This is a genomic window from Gottfriedia acidiceleris (assembly GCF_023115465.1).
Taxonomy (GTDB): domain Bacteria; phylum Bacillota; class Bacilli; order Bacillales; family Bacillaceae_G; genus Gottfriedia; species Gottfriedia acidiceleris_B.
Genome location: NZ_CP096034.1, coordinates 4,496,354 through 4,517,108, shown reverse-complemented (window position 1 = coordinate 4,517,108; position 20,755 = coordinate 4,496,354). Strand labels below are relative to the sequence as shown.

Annotated in this window: 23 protein-coding genes; all 23 read left to right on the top strand. The window is 35.3% G+C overall.

All coding sequences use genetic code 11. The annotated features are described in order from the left end of the window. Nucleotides 1-283: 283 nt before the first annotated feature. The 23 genes from MY490_RS21285 to MY490_RS21175 all read left to right on the top strand — a co-directional run bounded on the left by MY490_RS21285 (nt 284) and on the right by MY490_RS21175 (nt 20,390). A complete protein-coding gene (locus MY490_RS21285) occupies nt 284-841 on the top strand; it encodes a manganese efflux pump MntP (protein WP_097974875.1) in 558 nt (185 codons plus the stop codon). 122 nt (nt 842-963) lie between these two features. Beyond that, on the top strand, nt 964-1,404 hold the full coding sequence (locus tag MY490_RS21280; RefSeq protein ID WP_248267426.1) for a low molecular weight protein arginine phosphatase: 441 nt from the start codon (nt 964-966) through the stop codon (nt 1,402-1,404). Between the two features lie 124 nt (nt 1,405-1,528). Continuing rightward, nucleotides 1,529-1,978, top strand: coding sequence for a ribose 5-phosphate isomerase B (gene rpiB, locus MY490_RS21275; protein WP_025568584.1), 450 nt, complete (start codon nt 1,529-1,531; stop codon nt 1,976-1,978). 83 nt (nt 1,979-2,061) lie between these two features. Beyond that, entirely contained in the window at nt 2,062-2,628 is a 567-nt protein-coding gene (locus MY490_RS21270) for a TIGR01440 family protein (RefSeq protein WP_248267425.1), read from the top strand. Nucleotides 2,629-2,796: 168 nt separating this feature from the next. Continuing rightward, complete coding sequence (gene glyA / locus MY490_RS21265; protein WP_248267424.1) at nt 2,797-4,038, top strand: serine hydroxymethyltransferase; 1,242 nt, start codon at nt 2,797-2,799, stop codon at nt 4,036-4,038. 211 nt (nt 4,039-4,249) lie between these two features. Next, entirely contained in the window at nt 4,250-4,768 is a 519-nt protein-coding gene (locus MY490_RS21260) for a DoxX family protein (RefSeq protein WP_248267423.1), read from the top strand. Nucleotides 4,769-5,038: 270 nt separating this feature from the next. After that, on the top strand, nt 5,039-5,668 hold the full coding sequence (gene upp, locus MY490_RS21255) for a uracil phosphoribosyltransferase (RefSeq protein WP_098233756.1): 630 nt from the start codon (nt 5,039-5,041) through the stop codon (nt 5,666-5,668). A 241-nt stretch (nt 5,669-5,909) separates the two neighbouring features. Continuing rightward, complete coding sequence (locus MY490_RS21250) at nt 5,910-6,851, top strand: DNA-binding transcriptional repressor DeoR (protein WP_248267422.1); 942 nt, start codon at nt 5,910-5,912, stop codon at nt 6,849-6,851. A 319-nt stretch (nt 6,852-7,170) separates the two neighbouring features. After that, nucleotides 7,171-7,836, top strand: a complete 666-nt coding sequence (gene deoC, locus MY490_RS21245; RefSeq protein WP_248267421.1) for a deoxyribose-phosphate aldolase — start codon at nt 7,171-7,173, stop codon at nt 7,834-7,836. Nucleotides 7,837-7,977: 141 nt separating this feature from the next. Next, complete coding sequence (locus MY490_RS21240; protein WP_248267420.1) at nt 7,978-8,388, top strand: cytidine deaminase; 411 nt, start codon at nt 7,978-7,980, stop codon at nt 8,386-8,388. Between the two features lie 118 nt (nt 8,389-8,506). Continuing rightward, on the top strand, nt 8,507-9,691 hold the full coding sequence (locus MY490_RS21235; protein WP_248267419.1) for a NupC/NupG family nucleoside CNT transporter: 1,185 nt from the start codon (nt 8,507-8,509) through the stop codon (nt 9,689-9,691). Between the two features lie 113 nt (nt 9,692-9,804). Next, nucleotides 9,805-10,437 (top strand): AmiS/UreI family transporter, encoded by a 633-nt coding sequence (locus tag MY490_RS21230; RefSeq protein ID WP_248267418.1) that lies wholly within the window; start codon nt 9,805-9,807, stop codon nt 10,435-10,437. A 175-nt stretch (nt 10,438-10,612) separates the two neighbouring features. Further along, complete coding sequence (locus MY490_RS21225; RefSeq protein ID WP_282439825.1) at nt 10,613-12,817, top strand: S8 family serine peptidase; 2,205 nt, start codon at nt 10,613-10,615, stop codon at nt 12,815-12,817. A 262-nt stretch (nt 12,818-13,079) separates the two neighbouring features. Continuing rightward, entirely contained in the window at nt 13,080-13,304 is a 225-nt protein-coding gene (locus MY490_RS21220; RefSeq protein WP_025568596.1) for an AtpZ/AtpI family protein, read from the top strand. Between the two features lie 4 nt (nt 13,305-13,308). Continuing rightward, nucleotides 13,309-13,689, top strand: coding sequence for an ATP synthase subunit I (locus tag MY490_RS21215; protein ID WP_025568597.1), 381 nt, complete (start codon nt 13,309-13,311; stop codon nt 13,687-13,689). A gap of 1 nt (nt 13,690) precedes the next feature. Further along, a complete protein-coding gene (atpB, locus tag MY490_RS21210) occupies nt 13,691-14,425 on the top strand; it encodes a F0F1 ATP synthase subunit A (RefSeq protein ID WP_248267417.1) in 735 nt (244 codons plus the stop codon). A gap of 75 nt (nt 14,426-14,500) precedes the next feature. Continuing rightward, nucleotides 14,501-14,716 (top strand): F0F1 ATP synthase subunit C, encoded by a 216-nt coding sequence (gene atpE / locus MY490_RS21205; RefSeq protein ID WP_025568599.1) that lies wholly within the window; start codon nt 14,501-14,503, stop codon nt 14,714-14,716. A 175-nt stretch (nt 14,717-14,891) separates the two neighbouring features. Then, a complete protein-coding gene (atpF, locus tag MY490_RS21200) occupies nt 14,892-15,422 on the top strand; it encodes a F0F1 ATP synthase subunit B (RefSeq protein WP_129689697.1) in 531 nt (176 codons plus the stop codon). Beyond that, nucleotides 15,419-15,958, top strand: a complete 540-nt coding sequence (locus MY490_RS21195; RefSeq protein WP_248267416.1) for a F0F1 ATP synthase subunit delta — start codon at nt 15,419-15,421, stop codon at nt 15,956-15,958. Before atpF ends, MY490_RS21195 begins: the two co-directional genes overlap by 4 nt. A gap of 22 nt (nt 15,959-15,980) precedes the next feature. Continuing rightward, nucleotides 15,981-17,489: a F0F1 ATP synthase subunit alpha gene (atpA, locus tag MY490_RS21190; RefSeq protein ID WP_248267415.1), complete on the top strand. Its 1,509-nt coding sequence runs from the start codon at nt 15,981-15,983 to the stop codon at nt 17,487-17,489. Nucleotides 17,490-17,574: 85 nt separating this feature from the next. Continuing rightward, nucleotides 17,575-18,429 (top strand): F0F1 ATP synthase subunit gamma, encoded by an 855-nt coding sequence (locus MY490_RS21185; RefSeq protein ID WP_129689698.1) that lies wholly within the window; start codon nt 17,575-17,577, stop codon nt 18,427-18,429. A gap of 63 nt (nt 18,430-18,492) precedes the next feature. Then, nucleotides 18,493-19,905 (top strand): F0F1 ATP synthase subunit beta, encoded by a 1,413-nt coding sequence (atpD, locus tag MY490_RS21180; protein WP_025568604.1) that lies wholly within the window; start codon nt 18,493-18,495, stop codon nt 19,903-19,905. Nucleotides 19,906-19,988: 83 nt separating this feature from the next. After that, on the top strand, nt 19,989-20,390 hold the full coding sequence (locus MY490_RS21175; RefSeq protein WP_248267414.1) for a F0F1 ATP synthase subunit epsilon: 402 nt from the start codon (nt 19,989-19,991) through the stop codon (nt 20,388-20,390). The last annotated feature ends 365 nt before the right edge of the window (nt 20,391-20,755 follow it).

The window sequence follows — 20,755 nt, the reverse complement described above, 5'->3', positions numbered from 1 at the left end:
GATCATATAATTCATTTTTTGATGTTCTAATGATTTTGAATGTTAATATTTTTGAGCAGTTTTATCATATCAATAAAATTTAGATGACCTACAAATTGAGGAGGCTAAAGAATCTCGGCCCATGGAAAGCGAGCATCCAGTAGTGGAAATCAACCTCACTAACCTCCTTACGAAAATTTGGTAATAGGTCATGCCCAAAATTTAAGATTAAATTTTATTTATTTCCCTCATATCATTTGTAGGACGTGCATATCTTTTAATAGCAAGTCCTAGGGGGGGAAGCATGAGTAGCTCATTAATCAATGAACTAATTACATTAACTATTATGGGATCTGCGCTAGGTTTAGATGCATTCTCAGTTGGGTTAGGAATGGGAGTTATACAACTAAAATTTAAACAGATCATTAATATCGGCATTGTAATCGGACTGTTTCATGTAATAATGCCCTTATTAGGAATGATCATTGGATATGAGTTATCCGAAAATCTGGGACGATTTGCTGTATTACTCGGCGGATTTTTATTAATGGGAATAGGTTTTCACATGATTTATGCAACTTTATTTGGAAAAGAAGAAAATAAATATTCACCGACAGGAGTTGGTTTACTTCTTTTTGCATTTAGTGTAAGTGTGGACAGCTTTTCGGTTGGTATTAGCTTAGGAACATTCGGTGCTAAAACATGGCTAACCATTTTATTATTTGGTATAATCAGTACAATTTTAACTTGGGCTGGATTACTATTAGGAAGAAGAGTAGAACAGGAACTTGGTAAATTTGGAGAACTATTAGGTGGTTCATTCTTATTGATTTTCGGCATAAAACTACTATTTTTTTCTTAAAAGATACATATGGTGAATAAGAGCTAAGGATGGAGAAAATTGGAGACAATTGCCCCATCCTTTTATTTTTTAGTAAAATAGATAAAATAAAACGTTCAGATAAATGAGGGTGAGGTATTAAGATGGAAAATATATTATTTGTTTGTACCGGAAATACATGTAGAAGCCCAATGGCAGAAGCACTATTAAGACATCATGGTAATAAGTTCTATCAGGTCAAGTCTGCTGGAGTATTTGCAATGCCAGGCGACCCTGCTTCCCAAAATGCAATATTGGCACTAAAAAATAAAGGGATTGAAACAAACCATTCCTCGCAGCAAGTAAATGAAGATCTTTTGGAATGGTCTTCGAAAGTCTTATCAATGACATTGAGCCATAAACAAATGTTAGTTTCTAGGTTTCCTCAATATAAAGATAGAATCTTTACGTTTTATGAATATATAAACGGTCAAGCTAAAGATATTTCTGACCCTTATGGAGGGTCATTAACAACATATGAGAATACTTTGGGTGAATTAGAAGAGTTGATAAAACAGATTGTACGGAAACAAAACGAATATTAATTTAATCAGTAATTGGATGTTAATTAGATGCCCTAAATCTGAACATAATAGTGTAAGATAGAAATTGAAGTTAATTCAATACAAAAGAAAATTGAATCAAAGAGATCAATACGGGGGTTATCTAATGAAAGTAGCAATAGCATCTGATCACGGTGGATTAAATATTCGTCAAGAAATCATGAATTTAATGGATGAAATGGGTATTGAATACGAAGATTATGGCTGTGAGTGTGGTACATCTGTAGACTACCCAGATTATGCATTCCCAGTTGCACAAAAAGTTGCAAATGGAGAAGTAGATCGTGGAATATTAATTTGTGGGACAGGAATTGGTATGTCAATTGCCGCAAATAAAGTTGAAGGAATTCGATGTGCATTAGTACATGATACTTTCAGTGCAAAAGCAACTCGTGAACATAATGATACAAACATTCTAGCTATGGGGGAACGAGTAATTGGACCTGGTCTGGCAAGAGACATTGCGAAAATATGGTTAACGACTGAGTTTGAAGGCGGTCGACATGAAAATCGAGTAAATAAAATTAAAGACTACGAAAAAAATCATCAATTATAAAATCTAAACGAGAAGCCGTTAATCCAAAACATAATGTGAAGATTATCGGCTTCTTTAATAATGAGTCGAAAGGAGTAAAACATATGAATGAAGAGTTAAGGTTAGTTGCCGAGCAAATAAAATCATTATTAAACGAGCTAAATGATCATGTGAATTTTACAAGTGACCATGTTTTAGTCATTGGATGTAGCACTAGTGAGGTTAGCGGACAAAGAATTGGAACTTCAGGAACAATAGAAGTAGCGGAAGTTTTATTTAATGAGATTAAGGCTTTTCAAGATGAAACAGGAGTACAATTAGCCTTTCAATGCTGTGAACATTTGAACAGAGCATTAGTTGTTCAAAGAAAGACGGCAAAAAGTTTACAACTCGACGAGGTAACTGTGATACCAGTTCGAACTGCAGGAGGAGCTCTTGCTTCATTCGCATTTAGACATTTAGATGATGCTGTAATTGTTGAACACATTAAAGCAGATGCAGGGATTGATATTGGTGATACTTTAATCGGGATGCATTTAAAGCACGTAGCAGTTCCCTTAAGAACGAGTATTAAACAAGTTGGACAAGCTCATATAACGGCGGCAAAGACTCGTCCAAAGTTAATTGGTGGAGCACGTGCATTATACTCAATAGACGAAGACTTGAAATAAAGCGTTTTATATTATTATAGAATAATTAAATGTTAGTAAGTTGAAAGATATATCTTTCATTTTTAATGCAAAACATGGTAAAATAGAAAGGAATTCGGTCGTTTTATCGAATAATATAGTAAATTTATACTAGTAATGTTCGTGTTTTACAAAAAGGGGGATATAACTGTGGAAAATTTAAAAAAGCAAGATCCATCATTGTATGAGGCAATACAGTTAGAGTTAGGTAGACAACGTACTAAAATCGAGTTAATTGCTTCTGAAAACTTTGTAAGCGAAGCAGTAATGGAAGCCCAAGGTTCAGTATTAACAAATAAATATGCTGAAGGATATCCAAGCAAACGATACTATGGCGGTTGTGAATATGTTGATATCACAGAAAACATTGCAAGAGACCGTGCAAAAGAAATTTTCGGAGCAGAACACGTAAATGTTCAACCTCATTCAGGTGCTCAAGCGAATATGGCAGTTTATTTCACTATTTTAAAACATGGTGATACAGTATTAGGTATGAATTTATCACATGGTGGTCATTTAACTCACGGAAGTCCAGTAAACTTCAGTGGAGTACAGTATAACTTCGTTGAGTATGGAGTAGATCCAGAAACTCAAGTAATTAACTATGAAGATGTATTAGAAAAAGCTAAAGCTCATAAGCCTAAATTAATTGTAGCTGGTGCAAGTGCTTATCCAAGAGCAATTGACTTTAAAAAATTCAGAGAAATTGCAGATGAAGTTGGAGCTTACTTAATGGTTGATATGGCACATATCGCTGGTTTAGTAGCAACAGGTCTTCATCAAAATCCAGTTCCATATGCTGATTTTGTTACAACAACTACTCATAAAACATTACGTGGACCACGCGGTGGTATGATTTTATGTAAAGAAGAATTCGCAAAAGCGATTGATAAATCAATCTTCCCTGGAATTCAAGGTGGACCATTAATGCACGTAATTGCAGCAAAAGCTGTATCATTTGGTGAAGCGTTACAAGAAGATTTTAAAAAGTATGCACAAGCGATCATCGATAACGCTGCTCGTTTAGCAGAAGGCTTAAAATCTCACGGCTTAAACTTAGTATCAGGTGGCACAGATAATCACTTAATTTTAATTGATGTTCGTTCATTAGAGTTAACTGGTAAAGTGGCTGAGCACGTATTAGATGAGGTTGGTATTACATGTAACAAAAATACAATTCCATTTGATCCAGCAAGTCCATTTGTAACAAGTGGTATCCGTATCGGTACTGCTGCTGTAACTTCAAGAGGATTTACTTTAGAGGATATGGATGAAATTGCATCAATCATTGCTGAAACATTAAAAAACCACGAAAATCAAGAAGTACTAGAAGCATCTCGTAATCGAGTTAATGCTTTATCTAGCAAATACGAATTATACCCTACATTTTAATAAATAAAGTATAAAGTAAGCTATCTTTAGAACTGTATTTTCAACATTGAAGGTGCAGTCTTACTAAAGATAGCTTTATTTTTTTATTTTGTGATGAAGTTCACAAAAAGTTCATTTAAACTTGTGAAAAACTTCACATTTGTTAGTTTAAATAAAGTACAATAACTCATGTAAACAGCAATTAAAAATTTTTAAACGGAGGCAAAAAATTATGTTTATTAATTTTTTAAGAACTAATAAAATTGCATCTGGTTTCTTAACTATTATTCGTCTTTATTTAGGATATGAGTGGATCCATGCAGGTTGGGGTAAGTTATCAGCTGGCGGATTCGATGCTTCAGGATTTTTAGGGTTTGCAGTTAAAAGCGCCACAGGTGAACATCCAGCAGTTCAAGGCTGGTGGGCAGACTTCCTTACAAACTTTGCAATACCAAACATCGATTTATTTAACTTTATAGTACCTATTGGAGAATTCGCAATCGGACTTGGACTTATTCTTGGATGTTTTACAAAAACAGCAATGTTCTTTGGTTTAATGATGAACTTCGCATTTATGTTTAGTGGTACAACTAGCACTAATCCACAAATGGTATTATTAGGAATATTTATTATAATTGCTGGTTCAAATGCAGGACGTATCGGATTAGATTATTATATTCGCAAGTTTTTTAATAGAAAAAATTCTTTTACTCCAAAAGTATCAGATCATAATTTAAGTAAAGCATCTTAACTATACACACCAAAGAGGGAACCAATAGGTTCTCTCTTTGCGTGTAAGATAAAACTTCTCTGACTTTTAATAATGAGGAAGAGGAGTTTTTTATTCAAAATGGGTCAAAATAGTAGTTAGATTAGTAAAAAAAGGAAATATTGAAGTTTGATTGTAAAAAAGAGCTAAATTAATTCAAGCGATTGTATGATGTGGCTTGAATTATTTAACCGCTTTCGGTATTCTTTTTAAGAATAATAAATTAATAAGTATTTGCAAGGAGCGAAAAAAGTGAGTAAAGTATACGTTTTTGATCATCCGTTAATTCAGCATAAAGTTTCTTTAATTCGTAGAAAAGACACTGGAACAAAAGAATTTCGTGCACTAGTTGATGAGGTTGCGGGCTTAATGGCATTTGAAATCACACGAGATCTACCATTACAGGAAGTTGAAATTCAAACACCAGTAGCAACTGCAAAGGCGAAAGTTATTGCTGGTAAAAAATTAGGCATTGTACCAATTTTACGTGCAGGTTTAGGAATGGTTGATGGGTTCCTTCAATTAGTTCCTGCAGCTAAAGTCGGACATGTTGGATTATACCGCGATCCTGAGACTTTAAAACCGGTTGAATATTATGTTAAACTTCCTACAGATGTAGAAGAGCGTGACTTCATTGTGATTGATCCAATGCTTGCGACAGGTGGATCTGCAGTTGAAGCAATCAACTCATTAAAAACACGAGGCGCTAAAAATATTAAATTTATGTGCTTAATTGCAGCTCCAGAAGGTGTTGAAGTTTTACAAAAAGCACACCCAGATGTGGACATTTACATAGCTGCCCTAGATGAAAAATTAAACGATCATGGTTATATTGTTCCTGGGCTTGGCGACGCTGGAGATCGTTTATTCGGTACAAAGTAATTACATTTTTAAAGCTTTCCTAGCATAGGAGAGCTTTTTTCACATTTTGGAAGTATAAATTGGCAACTCGTTAGCTTACTCGAAATTCTGCCAAATATAGCAATTAAGTATAAGTGCAACTACGCCTCTGCCTTCGTCTAAAAGGCTCATCAGTCGACGAGTTTTCTTTAAATTAAAAGGGGTATAATAATTAAAAATTTGAACGTGAAATAAGGATTGGTAAGTTAAAGGGGATTAGGGAATGTCACTCGAAAAACAAAGGTTAATAATAGATGCAGCAAGACTATACTATGATTCTGACTTTAGTCAACAAGAGATCGCAACACAATTAGGAATCTCTCGTCCAACTGTATCTAGGTTACTTCAACAAGCAAAGGAATTGGGATATGTCCGTATTGAAATTATTGACCCCCTAGAAGGCAATCAAGATTTAGCCCGAGGGTTAAAGAAGAAATATAATTTACAATCTGTTGAGGTTTGCTATTCACCAATTGATGACTACAATGAAGTATTGCAAACAATTACTAAAAAAGCTGCGGATGTGTTAGTAGATTTAGTCCATGATGGTGATATTGTAGGAGTAACTTGGGGAACAACGATGTATCATATTGCAACGAAGTTAAGTAATAAACAAGTAAAGGGTGTAGAAGTAATTCAGCTAAACGGTGGAGTAAGTTACTCTAAAACGAATACTTATGCATCTGAAACGGTTAATTTGTTTGCCGAAGCATTTAACACCGTTCCAAGATATTTACCACTACCAGTTATATTTGATAATCCACAAGTAAAACAAATGGTCGAGGAAGATCGCCATATTGGTCGATTAATCGATTTGGGAAAACAATCAAATATCGCAATTTTTACTGTAGGAACTGTTAAAAAAGATGCCCTGTTATTTAGAGTTGGCTACTTAAACGAGAAGGAAGAGACGGATTTACAAACATATGCTGTTGGAGACATTTGCTCACGCTTTTTTGATAAAGAAGGAAATATTTATTCTGAAATTCTCAATCGACGAACGATTGGAATTGAGTTAGATGAGCTTAGAAGTAAAGAAAAGTCAATTTTAGTCGCAGGTGGAGAAAGAAAAATAAACGCTATTCACGGAGCTTTAATGGGTAAATATGCAAACATATTAATAACTGATCAATTTACTGCAAAAAGATTGCTAGAGCAGGAATAAGCAAGTGGAAGATTAAGTAATTAAAAGACTTTGCTACTTTCATACTTCATGTTCTCTAGAGCTCTTAAAAAAGGGTTTCCCCATAGTGAGTACCCCAAAAATTAGATATTTTTACAATTAAAAGGGACGTGTCTTTTGTGTCAGTTGAGCTGACTTATGAGACAGCCCTTTTTTTTATTTAATAGGAAAAAATAACCTTGAACATAAGTTCAATTTGTGTTTTACAAAATTTCATAGCGATGTTATAGTATAGACATATTTAAGATAACTCAATAAATAAACATTTTTTATAATAAAACCATTAAGGGAGCGACTAAATATGAATTACGCAAAATTAGTAGATCACACATTATTACGAGCTGACGCAAAAAGAGAAGAAATTGCAAAACTAGCTGAAGAAGCAAAAGAGTTTAGCTTTGCATCAGTTTGTATCAATCCTACTTGGGTATCTTATGCAAGTGAATTATTAAAGGATTCTTCTGTAAAGGTTTGTACGGTAATTGGTTTCCCTCTAGGAGCAAACACTCCTGAAGTAAAAGCATTCGAAACTACTAACGCAATTGAAAATGGTGCTGAGGAAGTTGATATGGTTATCAATATTTCTGCATTAAAAGAAAAAAATGACGAATTAGTTGAAAGAGATGTACGTGCAGTTGTTGAAGCTGCTAAAGGTAAAGCTTTAGTAAAAGTAATTATTGAGACTTGTCTTTTAACTGATGAAGAAAAAGTTAGAGCATGTAAATTATCAGTTAAAGCTGGTGCAGACTTTGTAAAAACATCAACAGGATTTTCAACTGGTGGAGCAACTGTAGAAGACGTTGCATTAATGCGTAAAACTGTTGGAGAAAACGTAGGCGTTAAAGCTTCTGGCGGTGTTCGTAACTTAAAAGATGTTGAAAATGTAGTAGCTGCTGGTGCAAACCGTATCGGAACAAGTTCAGGTGTTAAAATTGTTCAAGGTGAAGAAGCTAACACAGCTTATTAAATTCAAAATAATTTTAAAATAAAAAAAAGTGAGTGAGTTATTGCTCTTTAGCTATTACGTTGGTAATATGGTAAAGCGAAGACAAAACTCACACACTTTAATAAAGAATTACCTAACAATTCGTTAAAGGGTGATATAAATATGAATACAAATACAAAATCATTAATCAACGAAGCTTTAAAGGCTCGTGAAAACGCATACGCTCCTTACTCAAAGTTTAAAGTAGGTGCAGCAATTTTATTGAATAACCAAACAGTCTACACAGGTTGTAACGTTGAAAATGCTTCTTATGGACTAACTAATTGTGCAGAAAGAACTGCTATATTTAGTGCGATAGCTGCGGGTAATGGTTCAGCAAAAATCGAATCAATCGCAATAGTAGGGGATACTGAAGGGCCAATTTCACCATGTGGTGCGTGTAGACAAGTTATCGCAGAATTTAGTGATGAAAATACAAAAGTATACTTGACCAACTTAAAAGGTGACATCGCTGAAACAACTGTTAAGGAGTTACTTCCTGGATCATTCAGTTCAAAAGATTTACAAGGTTAATCCTTGTCTGACATCTAACGTCTATATGATGTCTGACATCCAACAAATAAAAGTTGTGTTCGTTTTGAAAGCGCTTATATATTAAATAAAAAATTTATTGGATTTTCGGGGGAGAAACATGAAATATATTATTGCTCTTATTGGACTACTAGTTGTTTTCGGTCTTGCTTTCATCGCTAGTAGTGATCGTAAAAACATTAAATACCGTCCAGTAGTAATTATGGTCGTTGTTCAAATCATATTAGCATTCTTATTATTAAATACAGAAGTTGGTTTAGTATTAATTAAAGGAATTTCAAACGGATTTGGAAAGTTATTAGAATATGCTGCTGAAGGGGTTAATTTCGTATTTGGCGGAATGGCAAATGAAGGTGCATTTCCCTTCTTCACAGGTGTATTATTACCAATCGTATTCATTTCTGCTTTAATTGGTATCTTACAATATACAAAGATATTACCGTTTGTTATTAAATACATCGGGTTAATTTTAAGCAAAATCAATGGTATGGGTAAATTAGAGTCTTACAATGCAGTAGCTTCTGCAATTTTAGGACAATCTGAAGTTTTCATTTCAGTAAAAAAACAATTAGGTCATTTACCAAAAAATCGTTTATATACACTTTGTGCATCAGCAATGTCAACAGTATCTATGTCAATCGTAGGTGCATATATGACAATGGTTGAACCAAAATATGTAGTAACAGCAATTGTCTTAAACTTATTTGGCGGATTTATTATTTCATCAATTATCAATCCTTACACTGTTTCAGCTGAAGAGGATATCTTAACAGTACAAGAAGAAGAAAAACAAACATTCTTCGAGATGCTAGGTGAGTATATTTTAGATGGTTTTAAAGTAGCAATCATCGTTGCAGCGATGTTAATAGGATTTGTTGCATTAATCGGTGGAATTAATAATATTTTTGATATGATTTTTGGAATCTCATTCCAAGGGATTTTAGGTTATGTATTTGCTCCATTTGCATTCATTATGGGTGTACCATTTAAAGAAGCAGTTGACGCAGGTAGTATTATGGCAACAAAACTTGTTTCAAATGAGTTCGTTGCAATGATGGATTTAGCAAAAGAAGGTAAACATTTCTCAACTCGTACGTTAGGAATTGTATCAGTATTCCTAGTGTCATTTGCTAACTTCTCATCAATTGGTATTATTGCAGGTGCGGTTAAAGGTTTACATGAAAAACAAGGAAATGTTGTCGCTCGTTTTGGTTTAAAATTATTATTTGGTGCAACATTAGTAAGTGTATTAACGGCAATTATCGTAGGGATCGTTTTAAAATAATTTAATCCAAGCGTTTGATTTAGATCAGGCGCTTGTATTTTTTTTCTAATCTTAAAGTAGGAGGGTTGAGTTAAAAAGTGAATTTTTAACAATTTTCTTTTTAACAAGTCACTATGGGAGCTGTAGGTTTACTTTTATCTGGTGCAACTCTGTTTTTAAATAGTCTTGTTTTATTAAATAAAGCCAATGCTAAAAGTGCAGCATTATTAAACTTATTTGTTGGTACATTACAAATCGTTTTTCCTATTTACTTATTAATGCATTTAGGTGCTGGTAAGTGGGAATTATTTAATACGGCAAGTATTTTCTTTTTTGGTATTACTTATTTATATAATGGATTTACAAATCTTAAAGGTTTTAATGGAACTGGCTTAGGATGGTTTTCACTTTGGGTATCCATCATGTCTGTACTTTGGGCTTTCGTGAACTTTGCGATTATTCACGATGTTGTTAACGGACTATTATGGGTTATGTGGGCATATTTATGGTATCTATTCTTTGCTGGTCTAGTATTAGGTAAGAAAATAGAACGATACACAGGTATCGTTGCAATGATTCAATCTTGGACTACCATTACTCTTCCTGCATTTTTTATGCTTTTAGGGATTTGGCAGGAGACAGTCATTTCAAATGCATGGATCGTAGTTTTAGGAGCATCAATATTGTATTTTGTTATCCATGAAGTTAAAGCGTATGTTACAAATAAAAAATTCCAGTTGTTTAATCAACCTGAATTAAAAAATTAATGATTATACAAAAAGACTAACTTCTTAGGGAAGCTCAATGCTTTACCTAGAGTTAGTCTTTTTTTATTTTGAAAACTTTGTAGGTTCTAGAGAAAATTACCTTTTTATACATGAATGAACGATTAGTGAGAAAGCTAAAAAGAAAATATCTTATATAAAGGAGAACCTGCATTGAATGAAAAATTACTTTCTTAAAATAATTATTTGTCTAGTTTTTTTACTATTTCCATTTAAAGATGTTTATGTAAATGCACATGTACAACAAAAACAGGTAGCTTTAATTTCGATTAAAGATGGAATGATTACACAGGCCATAAAATATATTGGTGAACGTTTCCCAAATGTAACCGTAAGGCAACAATACACTGAGACGTACTATGGTTTTTCAGTATCGGGTTCTCTTGAAGAGTTATCACAGTTAGCTAAAATGCCGTTAGTAAAGGATATGCATTTTGTTACAACTTATAGAGCTCATTTAGAAGATAGCATCCCTTTTATTGGAGCAGATGAAGCTCAATTATATAAGGATCAAAGAGGAAGAAAGATTACGGGTGAAGGCGTTAAGGTAGGAGTAATCGATACTGGTGTAGATTACAGACATCCTGATTTGAAATCAAATTATGGTGGCGGTTACGATACGATTGATTTAGATAAAGACCCTATGGAAACTAAACTTGAAGAAAAGAGTACGTTTCATGGTACTCATGTAGCTGGTGTAATAGCGGCTAATGGAAAAAGAAAAGGCGTTGCGCCTAAGGCAACAATCTATGCATACCGTGCTCTTGGACCTGGTGGTGTTGGTACATCTGAAACTGTTATGGCTGCAATTGAGCGAGCAGTAAAGGATAAAGTAGATATTATTAATTTATCACTAGGTAATGATGTCAATGGACCAGACTGGCCGACAAGTATTGCGTTAGATAAGGCAGTAGAGAAGGGTGTACTAGCAATTACGGCTGCAGGAAACTCTGGACCAGGTCTTTGGACTGTCGGTTCTCCCGCAACTGCATCAAAAGCTTTAACAGTTGGTGCGAGCTATCCGCCTGTCCTCTTCCCATCTATACATGTGAAAAATAAAGAGACCATTATTAGTCCAATGATCGGATCTGCTAAATGGAGTAAAAGTTTAAATGGGCGATTTGTGTTTAAGAAATATGGGGAAAAGCGTGATTTAAAAAGAGTAAAAAACAAAATTGTCTTGATTGAAAGGGGAAAAATCACATTCACTGATAAAGTAAAAAATGCTCAAGATGCTGGTGCTAAAGCTGTTATTGTCTTTAATAATATTGATGGAAATTTCATCGGACAAATTAAAGGTAAATTTACTGTTCCAGCTGCGACTATTTCAAGAAAAGAAGGCTTAATGATCAAGAAAATCATTGAAAAAAATAAAGTGGAAGCTAAAACTGGACATGAAAAGAAGGTTGATATTCTAGCCGATTTCAGTTCTAGAGGACCAGTAACAGGTACTTGGCAAATGAAGCCGGATTTATTAGCTCCAGGTGTACAAATAAAAAGTACAATTCCTGGTGGATATTTAGCACTTCAAGGAACGAGTATGGCAAGTCCACACGTTGCTGGAGCAGCTGCTCTAGTAAAACAATTGCACCCAGATTGGAGTATGGAAGATTTAAAAAGTGTGCTAGTCAATACAGCAATACCATTATATAAGAATAATAAAAAGATGTATCATGCGTACGAACAAGGTGCTGGAAGATTAGATATTGAAAAAGCACTAGAGACTGAGACAACATTATTCCCGACGTCTTTATCTTTAGGAGTAACGAGAAAAACAGATTTACAAGTTAAGAAAGATTTTGTCGTAAAAATATCTAATAAATCAAATATGCCAAAACAAGTTACAGCTATAAATAATCAGCCAGCGACTGGAATACAATGGGTATTACCTAAGCCTTTTACAATTCCAGCGCACACTAGCAAAAAGATTAATCTTACAGCAACAGTTGATACGAAAGTATTAAGAGATGGATTTTATGATGGAGCAATTACGTTTAGTACAAATGATGATGAAAATCTAAGAATGCCGTTTTTATTACTACAAGGAGAACCGAACTTTCCGTCAGTAATGGGATTTCACTTTGGTAGAGTAAAAGGTAAAAATCGCTATAAATATGAACTTTATTTACCAAGTAAGGTTGAGGAATACAAAATCGCTGTTTTTGAATCAGAAACATTCCGTTTGTTGGGTGTCATTGATGAACAGGAGAATAGTAAAAGGGGAATTATCAAAAAGGAATTAGTTTTAAAAGACTTTCCTAAAAGTGGAATTTATAAGTTTGTGATCTTTTATAAACGTAAACAATATGAAAGTGCAACGGAATCTTACGTCAACGTCGCTAAAATTTATGTTGAAGACTAAAAATTGGTAAGTAATTTTTAATAGTTTTTTAATTTAGGTAATTGACACATTTTTGTAACATATTGTATGCTTAACATGAATGTTTAAAAGGGTTTTCATTGTATGTAAATACTATGTTATTAAAATTTTTTGAACGTTTTGTGAACAATTTGTGAACGTTTTCAATGTTTAGAGATTTTAGCAAATATTTGTTGTAGAATTAACCATGATAAGACTTTTGGCAATTTTTTCGAGAATGAAAATTGACATGGAGGGATTTTGTATGAAAAACAACAATCAACATCCTCTTAAAGCAATGGCACTCATGTCTTCCATTCTAGCTCAGCTTGTCGGTTCTATTCTCATAGGCATCTTTTTAGGAAGATGGATTGATTCATTTTTTAATTGGCCAGTACCAGTATTTATGATCATCTTTTTACTGTTAGGATTATTTACTGGAATCTACGGCACGCTTAAATTAGTTAAGCAATTCACACCAGGGGACTAGTTACATGCAAAAAGATAATTTTAGACGATTCACACGAGATATGTTGTATATCATTGCTTTAGCTGTTTTAGGTTGGGCATTTACCGACTATAAAACAATATTCACAGGCTATATTCTCGGAACAGTAACTAGCTTTTATTGTATATGGATTCTACACAGAAAGATAAATACCTTTTTTGACCGAGTTTTAAAGCAACAAAAAGTTCGATCTTTAGGTACTGTAATTTGTCTTTCAGCGGTGGCTCTAGCTATGGTCATCGCGCTTCGGTATGAAAATTTTGTGAGCATACCGGCACTAACTGCGGGACTAATGACAGGACATCTTGTCATTATGATACATTTTGCATTACAACAAACGTCTTTTGCAAGGAAGAGAGGTGAATAAATTGGAACACGGCACTTATAATTATCATTTTCTTGGTTTAGGTTTTACGTTAACAAATGTTCTGATGACTACCATTGCTGCAGTAATCGTTTTTATCATCGCAGTTACATGTTCAAGAAGTCTGCTATTACGCCCAACAGGTAAGCAAAACTTTTTAGAATGGGTTGTTGATTTCGTTAAAAACATTATTGGAAGTACAATGGATTGGGAAACTGGTGGTCGCTTCCTTACATTAGGTGTGACATTGCTGATGTACATATTTGTATCAAATATGTTAGGTCTTCCTTTCGATATTTCAGTCGATGGAAAGTCTGTTTGGAAATCACCTACATCTGACCCAGTTATTACGTTATCATTAGCAATCTTTATTGTTGGTTTATCACATTATTATGGTATTAAAATGAGAGGCTTTAAGGCTTATGGAAAAGGATTTTTCCAGCCAATGGGATTCTTATTTCCACTAAAGATTATTGAGGAATTAGCAAACACATTAACGCTAGGTCTTCGTCTTTATGGAAACATTTTTGCGGGTGAGATCTTACTAGGATTACTTGCAACTATGGGAACACATGCTTATGCAACAAGTGCAGGAGAAGGTATCCTTTGGACAATCGCAGCAGCAATACCAATGCTAGTATGGCAAGGTTTCTCTGTATTCGTAGGTTCAATCCAAGCGTTTATCTTCGTAATGTTAACAATGGTTTACTTGTCACATAAAGTGGCGGACGAGCATTAATCTGCTCATTAAGTAGTTAGTTAAAAATTATTATAAAAAATATATTTCTTATTTATAAGAAGGAGGAAATTTAAAATGGCTTTAATCGCAGCGGCAATCGCAATAGGTTTAGGTGCACTAGGTGCAGGTATTGGTAACGGTTTAATTGTATCACGTACAGTAGAAGGTGTTGCTCGTCAACCAGAATTACGTTCAACTCTTCAAACTTTAATGTTCATCGGGGTTGCATTAGTTGAGGCACTTCCAATCATCGCAGTAGTTATCGCATTCATGGCATTTGGTAAAGCTTAAGATTATACAAATTATTAAAAAATGGCGAGGTTTGTGTTCACATTTACTTCGCCATTCCTTTATGACACTAAGTGTTTGAAGGATTCCTTTTGAAAGTTAAGTCCAGGTCGGTAAGAGATTAGGGCTATGTTATAAAAAAATAATTAAATGAAACCCTTGAAGGGAGTGAAAGCTTGTGTTAAACGGATCACTATTCGTATTAGCTGAAGCAGGGCATGTTTCTGGTGTACCTTGGGGCAATGTCGTGTATCAATTAGTAATATTCCTGATTTTACTTGCTCTTCTGAAAAAGTATGCTTTAGGACCAGTAATGGGAATTATGAAACAACGTGAAGATCACATCGCTAATCAATTAGATTCAGCTGAGAAAAACAACGCTGATGCAATGAAACTAGTTGAAGAGCAAAAGCAAGAGTTAGTTGCTGCTCGAACTGAAGCTCGTGAGCTTCTTGAGAAAGCTAGAAAGCAAGCTGATGTACAACGTGAAGAAATCGTTGCCGCAGCAAAAGCAGAAGCTGAAAACTTGAAAGAAAGCGCTAAACGTGAAATTACTCGTGAGAAAGAGCTTGCAGTACAATCAGTTCAACAACAAGTTGCTTCATTATCTGTATTAATTGCTTCTAAAGTACTTGAAAAAGAAGTGAAGTCTGAAGACCAATCTGCTATTTTTGATCAATATCTTAAAGAAGTAGGCGAAGCTAAATGAGTAACGAATTAGTTGCAAAACGCTACGCAAACGCTCTTTTTGAATTAGCAACTGAACAAAATTTAGTAGAAACTGTTGAACATGACTTACAAGTAGTGAAAAAGGAGTATGTAGGAAACTTAGAATTAAATAAGTTTTTACAACACCCTGGTATCACAAAAGAAAGCAAAAAGTCTGTCTTAAATGACACGTTTGCTTCAATCTCTGAAACGGTATTAAATCTAGTATGCTTATTAGTTGATCGTGGGCGAATGAGCACTATTTCTAACTTAGTAACTGAATATGTAAAAATTGCGAATGAAACTCGTAATATTGCAGATGCAACAGTTTACTCTGTAACGGCAATGTCTTCGGAAGAACTAGATAAAATTGGAGCGTTATTCGCTTCTAAATTAGGTAAAAACTCAATACGTTTGAAAAACGAAATTGATCCATCTTTAATCGGTGGTTATAAAGTTCGTGTAGGAAACCGTATTTTTGACGGCAGTTTAAAAAATAAACTTGTTCGAATTGAACGTGAATTAATCGCAAAATAGTTTGTAGATAGGGGTGAAATGCATGAGCATCAAAGCTGAAGAAATCAGTGCGCTGATTAAAAAGCAAATCGAAAATTACCAAACTGAAATAGAAGTTAGTGATGTTGGTACAGTTATCCAAGTTGGTGACGGTATCGCTCGTGCTCATGGTCTTGACCAATGTATGTCTGGAGAGCTAGTTGAGTTCTCTAACGGCGTTATGGGACTAGCACAAAACTTAGAAGAAAACAACGTAGGTATTATCATCTTAGGACCTTACACAGGCATTAAAGAAGGCGACGAAGTTCGTCGTACTGGACGCATCATGCAAGTTCCAGTTGGTGAAGCATTAGTAGGACGTGTAGTAAACTCATTAGGTCTACCAGTTGATGGATTAGGCCCAATCGAAACAACTAAATCTCGTCCAATTGAAAACGCTGCTCCAGGCGTAATGGCACGTAAATCAGTACATGAGCCATTACAAACAGGTATCAAAGCGATCGACGCTCTTGTACCAATCGGACGTGGACAACGTGAGTTAATCATCGGTGACCGTCAAACTGGTAAAACAGCTGTAGCAATCGATACAATCCTTAACCAAGCTGACCAAAACATGATCTGTATCTATGTTGCAATTGGTCAAAAAGAATCAACAGTTCGTGGACTTGTTGAAACTTTACGTAAGCATGGCGCATTAGATTACACAATCGTTGTAACTGCACCTGCTTCATCTCCAGCTCCAATGTTATATTTAGCTCCTTTCGCTGGTGTAACAATGGGTGAAGAGTTTATGTACAATGGTAAACACGTATTAGTAGTATACGATGATTTATCAAAACAAGCGGTAGCTTACCGTGAGCTTTCACTATTATTAAAACGTCCTCCAGGTCGTGAAGCATATCCAGGGGATGTATTCTACTTACACTCTCGCTTATTAGAGCGTGCAGCTAAGTTAAATGATGAGTTAGGTGGCGGTTCATTAACTGCATTACCATTCATTGAAACACAAGCTGGTGATATCTCAGCTTATATTCCAACAAACGTAATCTCGATTACTGACGGACAAATCTTCTTACAGTCTGACTTATTCTTCTCTGGCGTACGTCCAGCGATTAATGCAGGTCTTTCTGTATCACGTGTTGGTGGTTCAGCGCAAACTAAGGCGATGAAATCAGTAGCAGGTACGCTACGTCTTGACTTAGCGTCATTCCGTGAGCTAGAAGCATTTGCTGCGTTCGGTTCAGACTTAGATAAAGCAACTCAAGCTAAACTTAACCGTGGTGCTCGTACAGTTGAAATCCTTAAACAAGGTTTACACAAACCATTAAAAGTAGAAAAACAAGTAACATCTTTATATGCATTAACACGTGGTCACTTGGACAGCGTAGCAGTTGAAGACATTACTCGTTTTGAAGAAGAAATGTTAGCTTGGATGGACGCTAACGCAAAAGGTTTATTAGATGCGATTCGTGATACTGGTAAATTACCAAACGAAGCTGACCTTGACGCTGCAATCACAAGCTTTAAAAAGAACTTTATTGCTTCTAAATAAGAAGGCGATTTAAATATCTGGATTTGAAGGATCGGGCTCTAGCTCGTCCTTCATTTAACTGTTTACCAAAAGGTGGTGAAAACCTGTGGCATCATTACGCGATATAAAAACAAAAATTAATTCAACAAAAAAGACAAGCCAAATCACAAAAGCAATGGAGATGGTTTCTGCTGCGAAATTAAACCGTGCTGAGCAAAACTCTAAGCAATTCGTTCCTTACATGGAAAAAATGCAAGAGGTAGTTGGTAGCGTGGCAAAAGGTGTAAACAGTAGACATCCGATGCTAGTAACTCGTCCAGTTAAAAAGACTGGTTACATTGTCATCACTTCTGACCGTGGTTTAGCGGGTGCATTTAATAGTAACGTATTACGTGCGGTAACTAATACAATTAAAGAGCGTCATAAATCGAATGATGAATTTGCAATTATTGTACTAGGTCGAGTTGGACGTGACTACTTTAAGCGTTTAGGTTATCCAATCGTTGAAGAGGTTCTTGGAATTCCAGATCAACCTTCATTCGATGATATTCAAAAATTTGCTAATCGTACAGTTCAAATGTATACAGACGGCATTTTTGATGAGCTTTACTTATCATATAATCATTTCGTAAGTAAGATTTCTCAAGAAGTTACTGAGAAAAAGCTATTACCTTTAACAGATATTGACACAGGTAAGGCAACAACTAATTACGAATTTGAACCATCTGATGATGAAATCTTAGAAGTTTTACTGCCTCAATATGCAGAAAGCTTAATCTTTGGTGCATTATTAGACAGTAAAGCTAGTGAACACGCTTCACGTATGACAGCGATGAAAAGTGCAACTGATAATGCAAAAGAAGTTATTAGTAAGCTTACTCTTCACTATAACCGTGCGCGTCAAGCAGCAATTACACAAGAAATTACTGAAATCGTCGGTGGAGCAGCAGCACTTGGCTAATCTGCTTACAACGGCTATATAAATTGATCGGCTTTTAATGAAACAATGCTAGGAGGAAAAGCGATGAGCAATGGTATTATTACTCAGGTATTAGGTCCGGTTGTAGACGTAAAGTTCGAAAACGGCCAATTACCACAAATATATAATGCGTTACGTGTTCGTAAAGAAGCGGGCGACGCAAACGAAGTAAACATTGATTTAACATTAGAAGTTGCTCTTCACTTAGGTGACGATACTGTTCGTACAGTTGCAATGGCTTCAACTGATGGATTAGTACGCGGAATGGAAGCAGTTAACACAGGTAAACCAATTTCGGTTCCAGTTGGTGACGCTACATTAGGACGCGTATTCAATGTATTAGGTGACAACATTGACTTAGACGAAGAACTTGGAGAAGACGTACGTCGTGACCCAATTCACCGTCAAGCACCTAAATTTGAAGAATTAACTACAAAAGTAGAAATCCTTGAAACTGGTATCAAAGTAGTAGACTTATTAGCTCCTTACATCAAAGGTGGTAAAATCGGTCTATTCGGTGGTGCGGGTGTAGGTAAAACTGTACTAATTCAAGAATTAATTAACAACATCGCACAAGAACACGGCGGTATCTCAGTATTCGCTGGTGTAGGTGAGCGTACTCGTGAAGGTAACGACTTATACCACGAAATGAGCGACTCTGGCGTTATCAAGAAAACAGCGATGGTATTCGGACAAATGAACGAACCACCTGGTGCACGTCAACGTGTTGCCTTAACTGGTTTAACAATGGCTGAATATTTCCGTGATGAGCAAGGACAAGACGTGTTATTCTTTATCGATAACATCTTCCGTTTCACTCAAGCAGGTTCTGAGGTTTCTGCCCTATTAGGTCGTATGCCTTCTGCGGTAGGTTACCAACCAACTCTTGCTACTGAAATGGGTCAATTACAAGAGCGTATCACTTCAACAAACAAAGGTTCTGTAACTTCGATTCAAGCGATTTACGTTCCTGCCGATGACTATACGGATCCAGCACCAGCTACAGCGTTCGCTCACTTAGATGCAACAACAAACTTAGAGCGTCGTTTATCTGAGATGGGTATTTACCCAGCGGTAGATCCATTAGCGTCTACATCTCGTGCATTAAATCCTGAAATCGTTGGTGAAGAGCACTATGAAGTAGCTCGTCAAGTACAATCAACTTTACAACGTTATAGAGAACTTCAAGATATCATCGCAATCTTAGGTATGGATGAGTTATCAGAAGAAGATAAATTAGTCGTAGCTCGTGCTCGTCGTATTCAATTCTTCTTATCTCAAAACTTCCACGTTGCGGAGCAATTCACAGGACAAAAAGGTTCTTACGTACCAGTTAAAGAAACTGTTAGTGGATTCAAAGAGATCTTAGAAGGTAAATATGATACTCTTCCTGAAGATGCATTCCGTTTAGTTGGACGCATTGAAGAAGTAGTAGAAAAAGCAAAAACATTAGTATAATAATTGTCTAATCGAAAGGCTTGTTCATCATTCTATTTGAATGAACTTGATTAGCTCACGAAGCTAGACAGGAGGAGTTCACTATGAAGACAATGAAAGTCAGTATCGTCACTCCTAATGGACCGGCTTATGAAGGCGAAACAGAATTCGTTAGCACGAAAGCAACTAGTGGTGAGCTAGGTATTTTACCAGGACACATTTCAACTGTGGCACCGTTAGCAACAGCACCTGTTAAAATTAAATCACCAGCTGGAACAGATTACGTTGCAGTTAGTGGAGGATTCATTGAAATTCGACCTGAAGCCGTTACAATATTGGCTCAATCTGCTGAAGCATCAACTGAAATCGATGTTGAGCGTGCAGTAGAAGCAAAAAAACGTGCAGAAAAACGTCTACAAGAAAGACGACCTGACACAGATATCAAACGTGCTGAACTTGCTTTACACAAAGCAATGAACCGTTTAAACGTAGCACAATTTAAGTAATTAAAAAAAGAGCCCTTTTTTGGGGCTCTTTTTTTGTTTGGTGGGCGATTAGTAAACTGATGGGTGCAATTAACTTTAGAGTAGATGCAATAAAAAATAGAAGTTACTGTAATTATGTATTATGCAGGTGCAAAAAAACAGATTGAATATGCAAATAAAATTATATGAGTGATGAATAGACAAGTTATGACAATTAAAGTCTAAAGTCTAGGTAGGTGGAATAAAAAGTTAAGAAGGTGCAATTAAACAGATTGAGCGTGCAAATAAATTTAAATAGTAGCAAATAAACTGTAGGTGCAAATAAAATCGAAGAAACTTCAATTAAAAATTGTAAAACGGCTAATTAAATTAATGAAAGTGCAAAT

Coding starts and splice junctions, on each gene's coding strand:
- MY490_RS21285 (WP_097974875.1), top strand. CDS start 284: ATGAGTAGCTCATTAATCAATGAACTAATTACATTAACTATTATGGGA.
- MY490_RS21280 (WP_248267426.1), top strand. CDS start 964: ATGGAAAATATATTATTTGTTTGTACCGGAAATACATGTAGAAGCCCA.
- rpiB (WP_025568584.1), top strand. CDS start 1,529: ATGAAAGTAGCAATAGCATCTGATCACGGTGGATTAAATATTCGTCAA.
- MY490_RS21270 (WP_248267425.1), top strand. CDS start 2,062: ATGAATGAAGAGTTAAGGTTAGTTGCCGAGCAAATAAAATCATTATTA.
- MY490_RS21260 (WP_248267423.1), top strand. CDS start 4,250: ATGTTTATTAATTTTTTAAGAACTAATAAAATTGCATCTGGTTTCTTA.
- MY490_RS21250 (WP_248267422.1), top strand. CDS start 5,910: ATGTCACTCGAAAAACAAAGGTTAATAATAGATGCAGCAAGACTATAC.
- deoC (WP_248267421.1), top strand. CDS start 7,171: ATGAATTACGCAAAATTAGTAGATCACACATTATTACGAGCTGACGCA.
- MY490_RS21240 (WP_248267420.1), top strand. CDS start 7,978: ATGAATACAAATACAAAATCATTAATCAACGAAGCTTTAAAGGCTCGT.
- MY490_RS21235 (WP_248267419.1), top strand. CDS start 8,507: ATGAAATATATTATTGCTCTTATTGGACTACTAGTTGTTTTCGGTCTT.
- MY490_RS21230 (WP_248267418.1), top strand. CDS start 9,805: ATGGGAGCTGTAGGTTTACTTTTATCTGGTGCAACTCTGTTTTTAAAT.
- MY490_RS21225 (WP_282439825.1), top strand. CDS start 10,613: ATGAAAAATTACTTTCTTAAAATAATTATTTGTCTAGTTTTTTTACTA.
- MY490_RS21220 (WP_025568596.1), top strand. CDS start 13,080: ATGAAAAACAACAATCAACATCCTCTTAAAGCAATGGCACTCATGTCT.
- MY490_RS21215 (WP_025568597.1), top strand. CDS start 13,309: ATGCAAAAAGATAATTTTAGACGATTCACACGAGATATGTTGTATATC.
- atpE (WP_025568599.1), top strand. CDS start 14,501: ATGGCTTTAATCGCAGCGGCAATCGCAATAGGTTTAGGTGCACTAGGT.
- MY490_RS21195 (WP_248267416.1), top strand. CDS start 15,419: ATGAGTAACGAATTAGTTGCAAAACGCTACGCAAACGCTCTTTTTGAA.
- atpA (WP_248267415.1), top strand. CDS start 15,981: ATGAGCATCAAAGCTGAAGAAATCAGTGCGCTGATTAAAAAGCAAATC.
- atpD (WP_025568604.1), top strand. CDS start 18,493: ATGAGCAATGGTATTATTACTCAGGTATTAGGTCCGGTTGTAGACGTA.
- MY490_RS21175 (WP_248267414.1), top strand. CDS start 19,989: ATGAAGACAATGAAAGTCAGTATCGTCACTCCTAATGGACCGGCTTAT.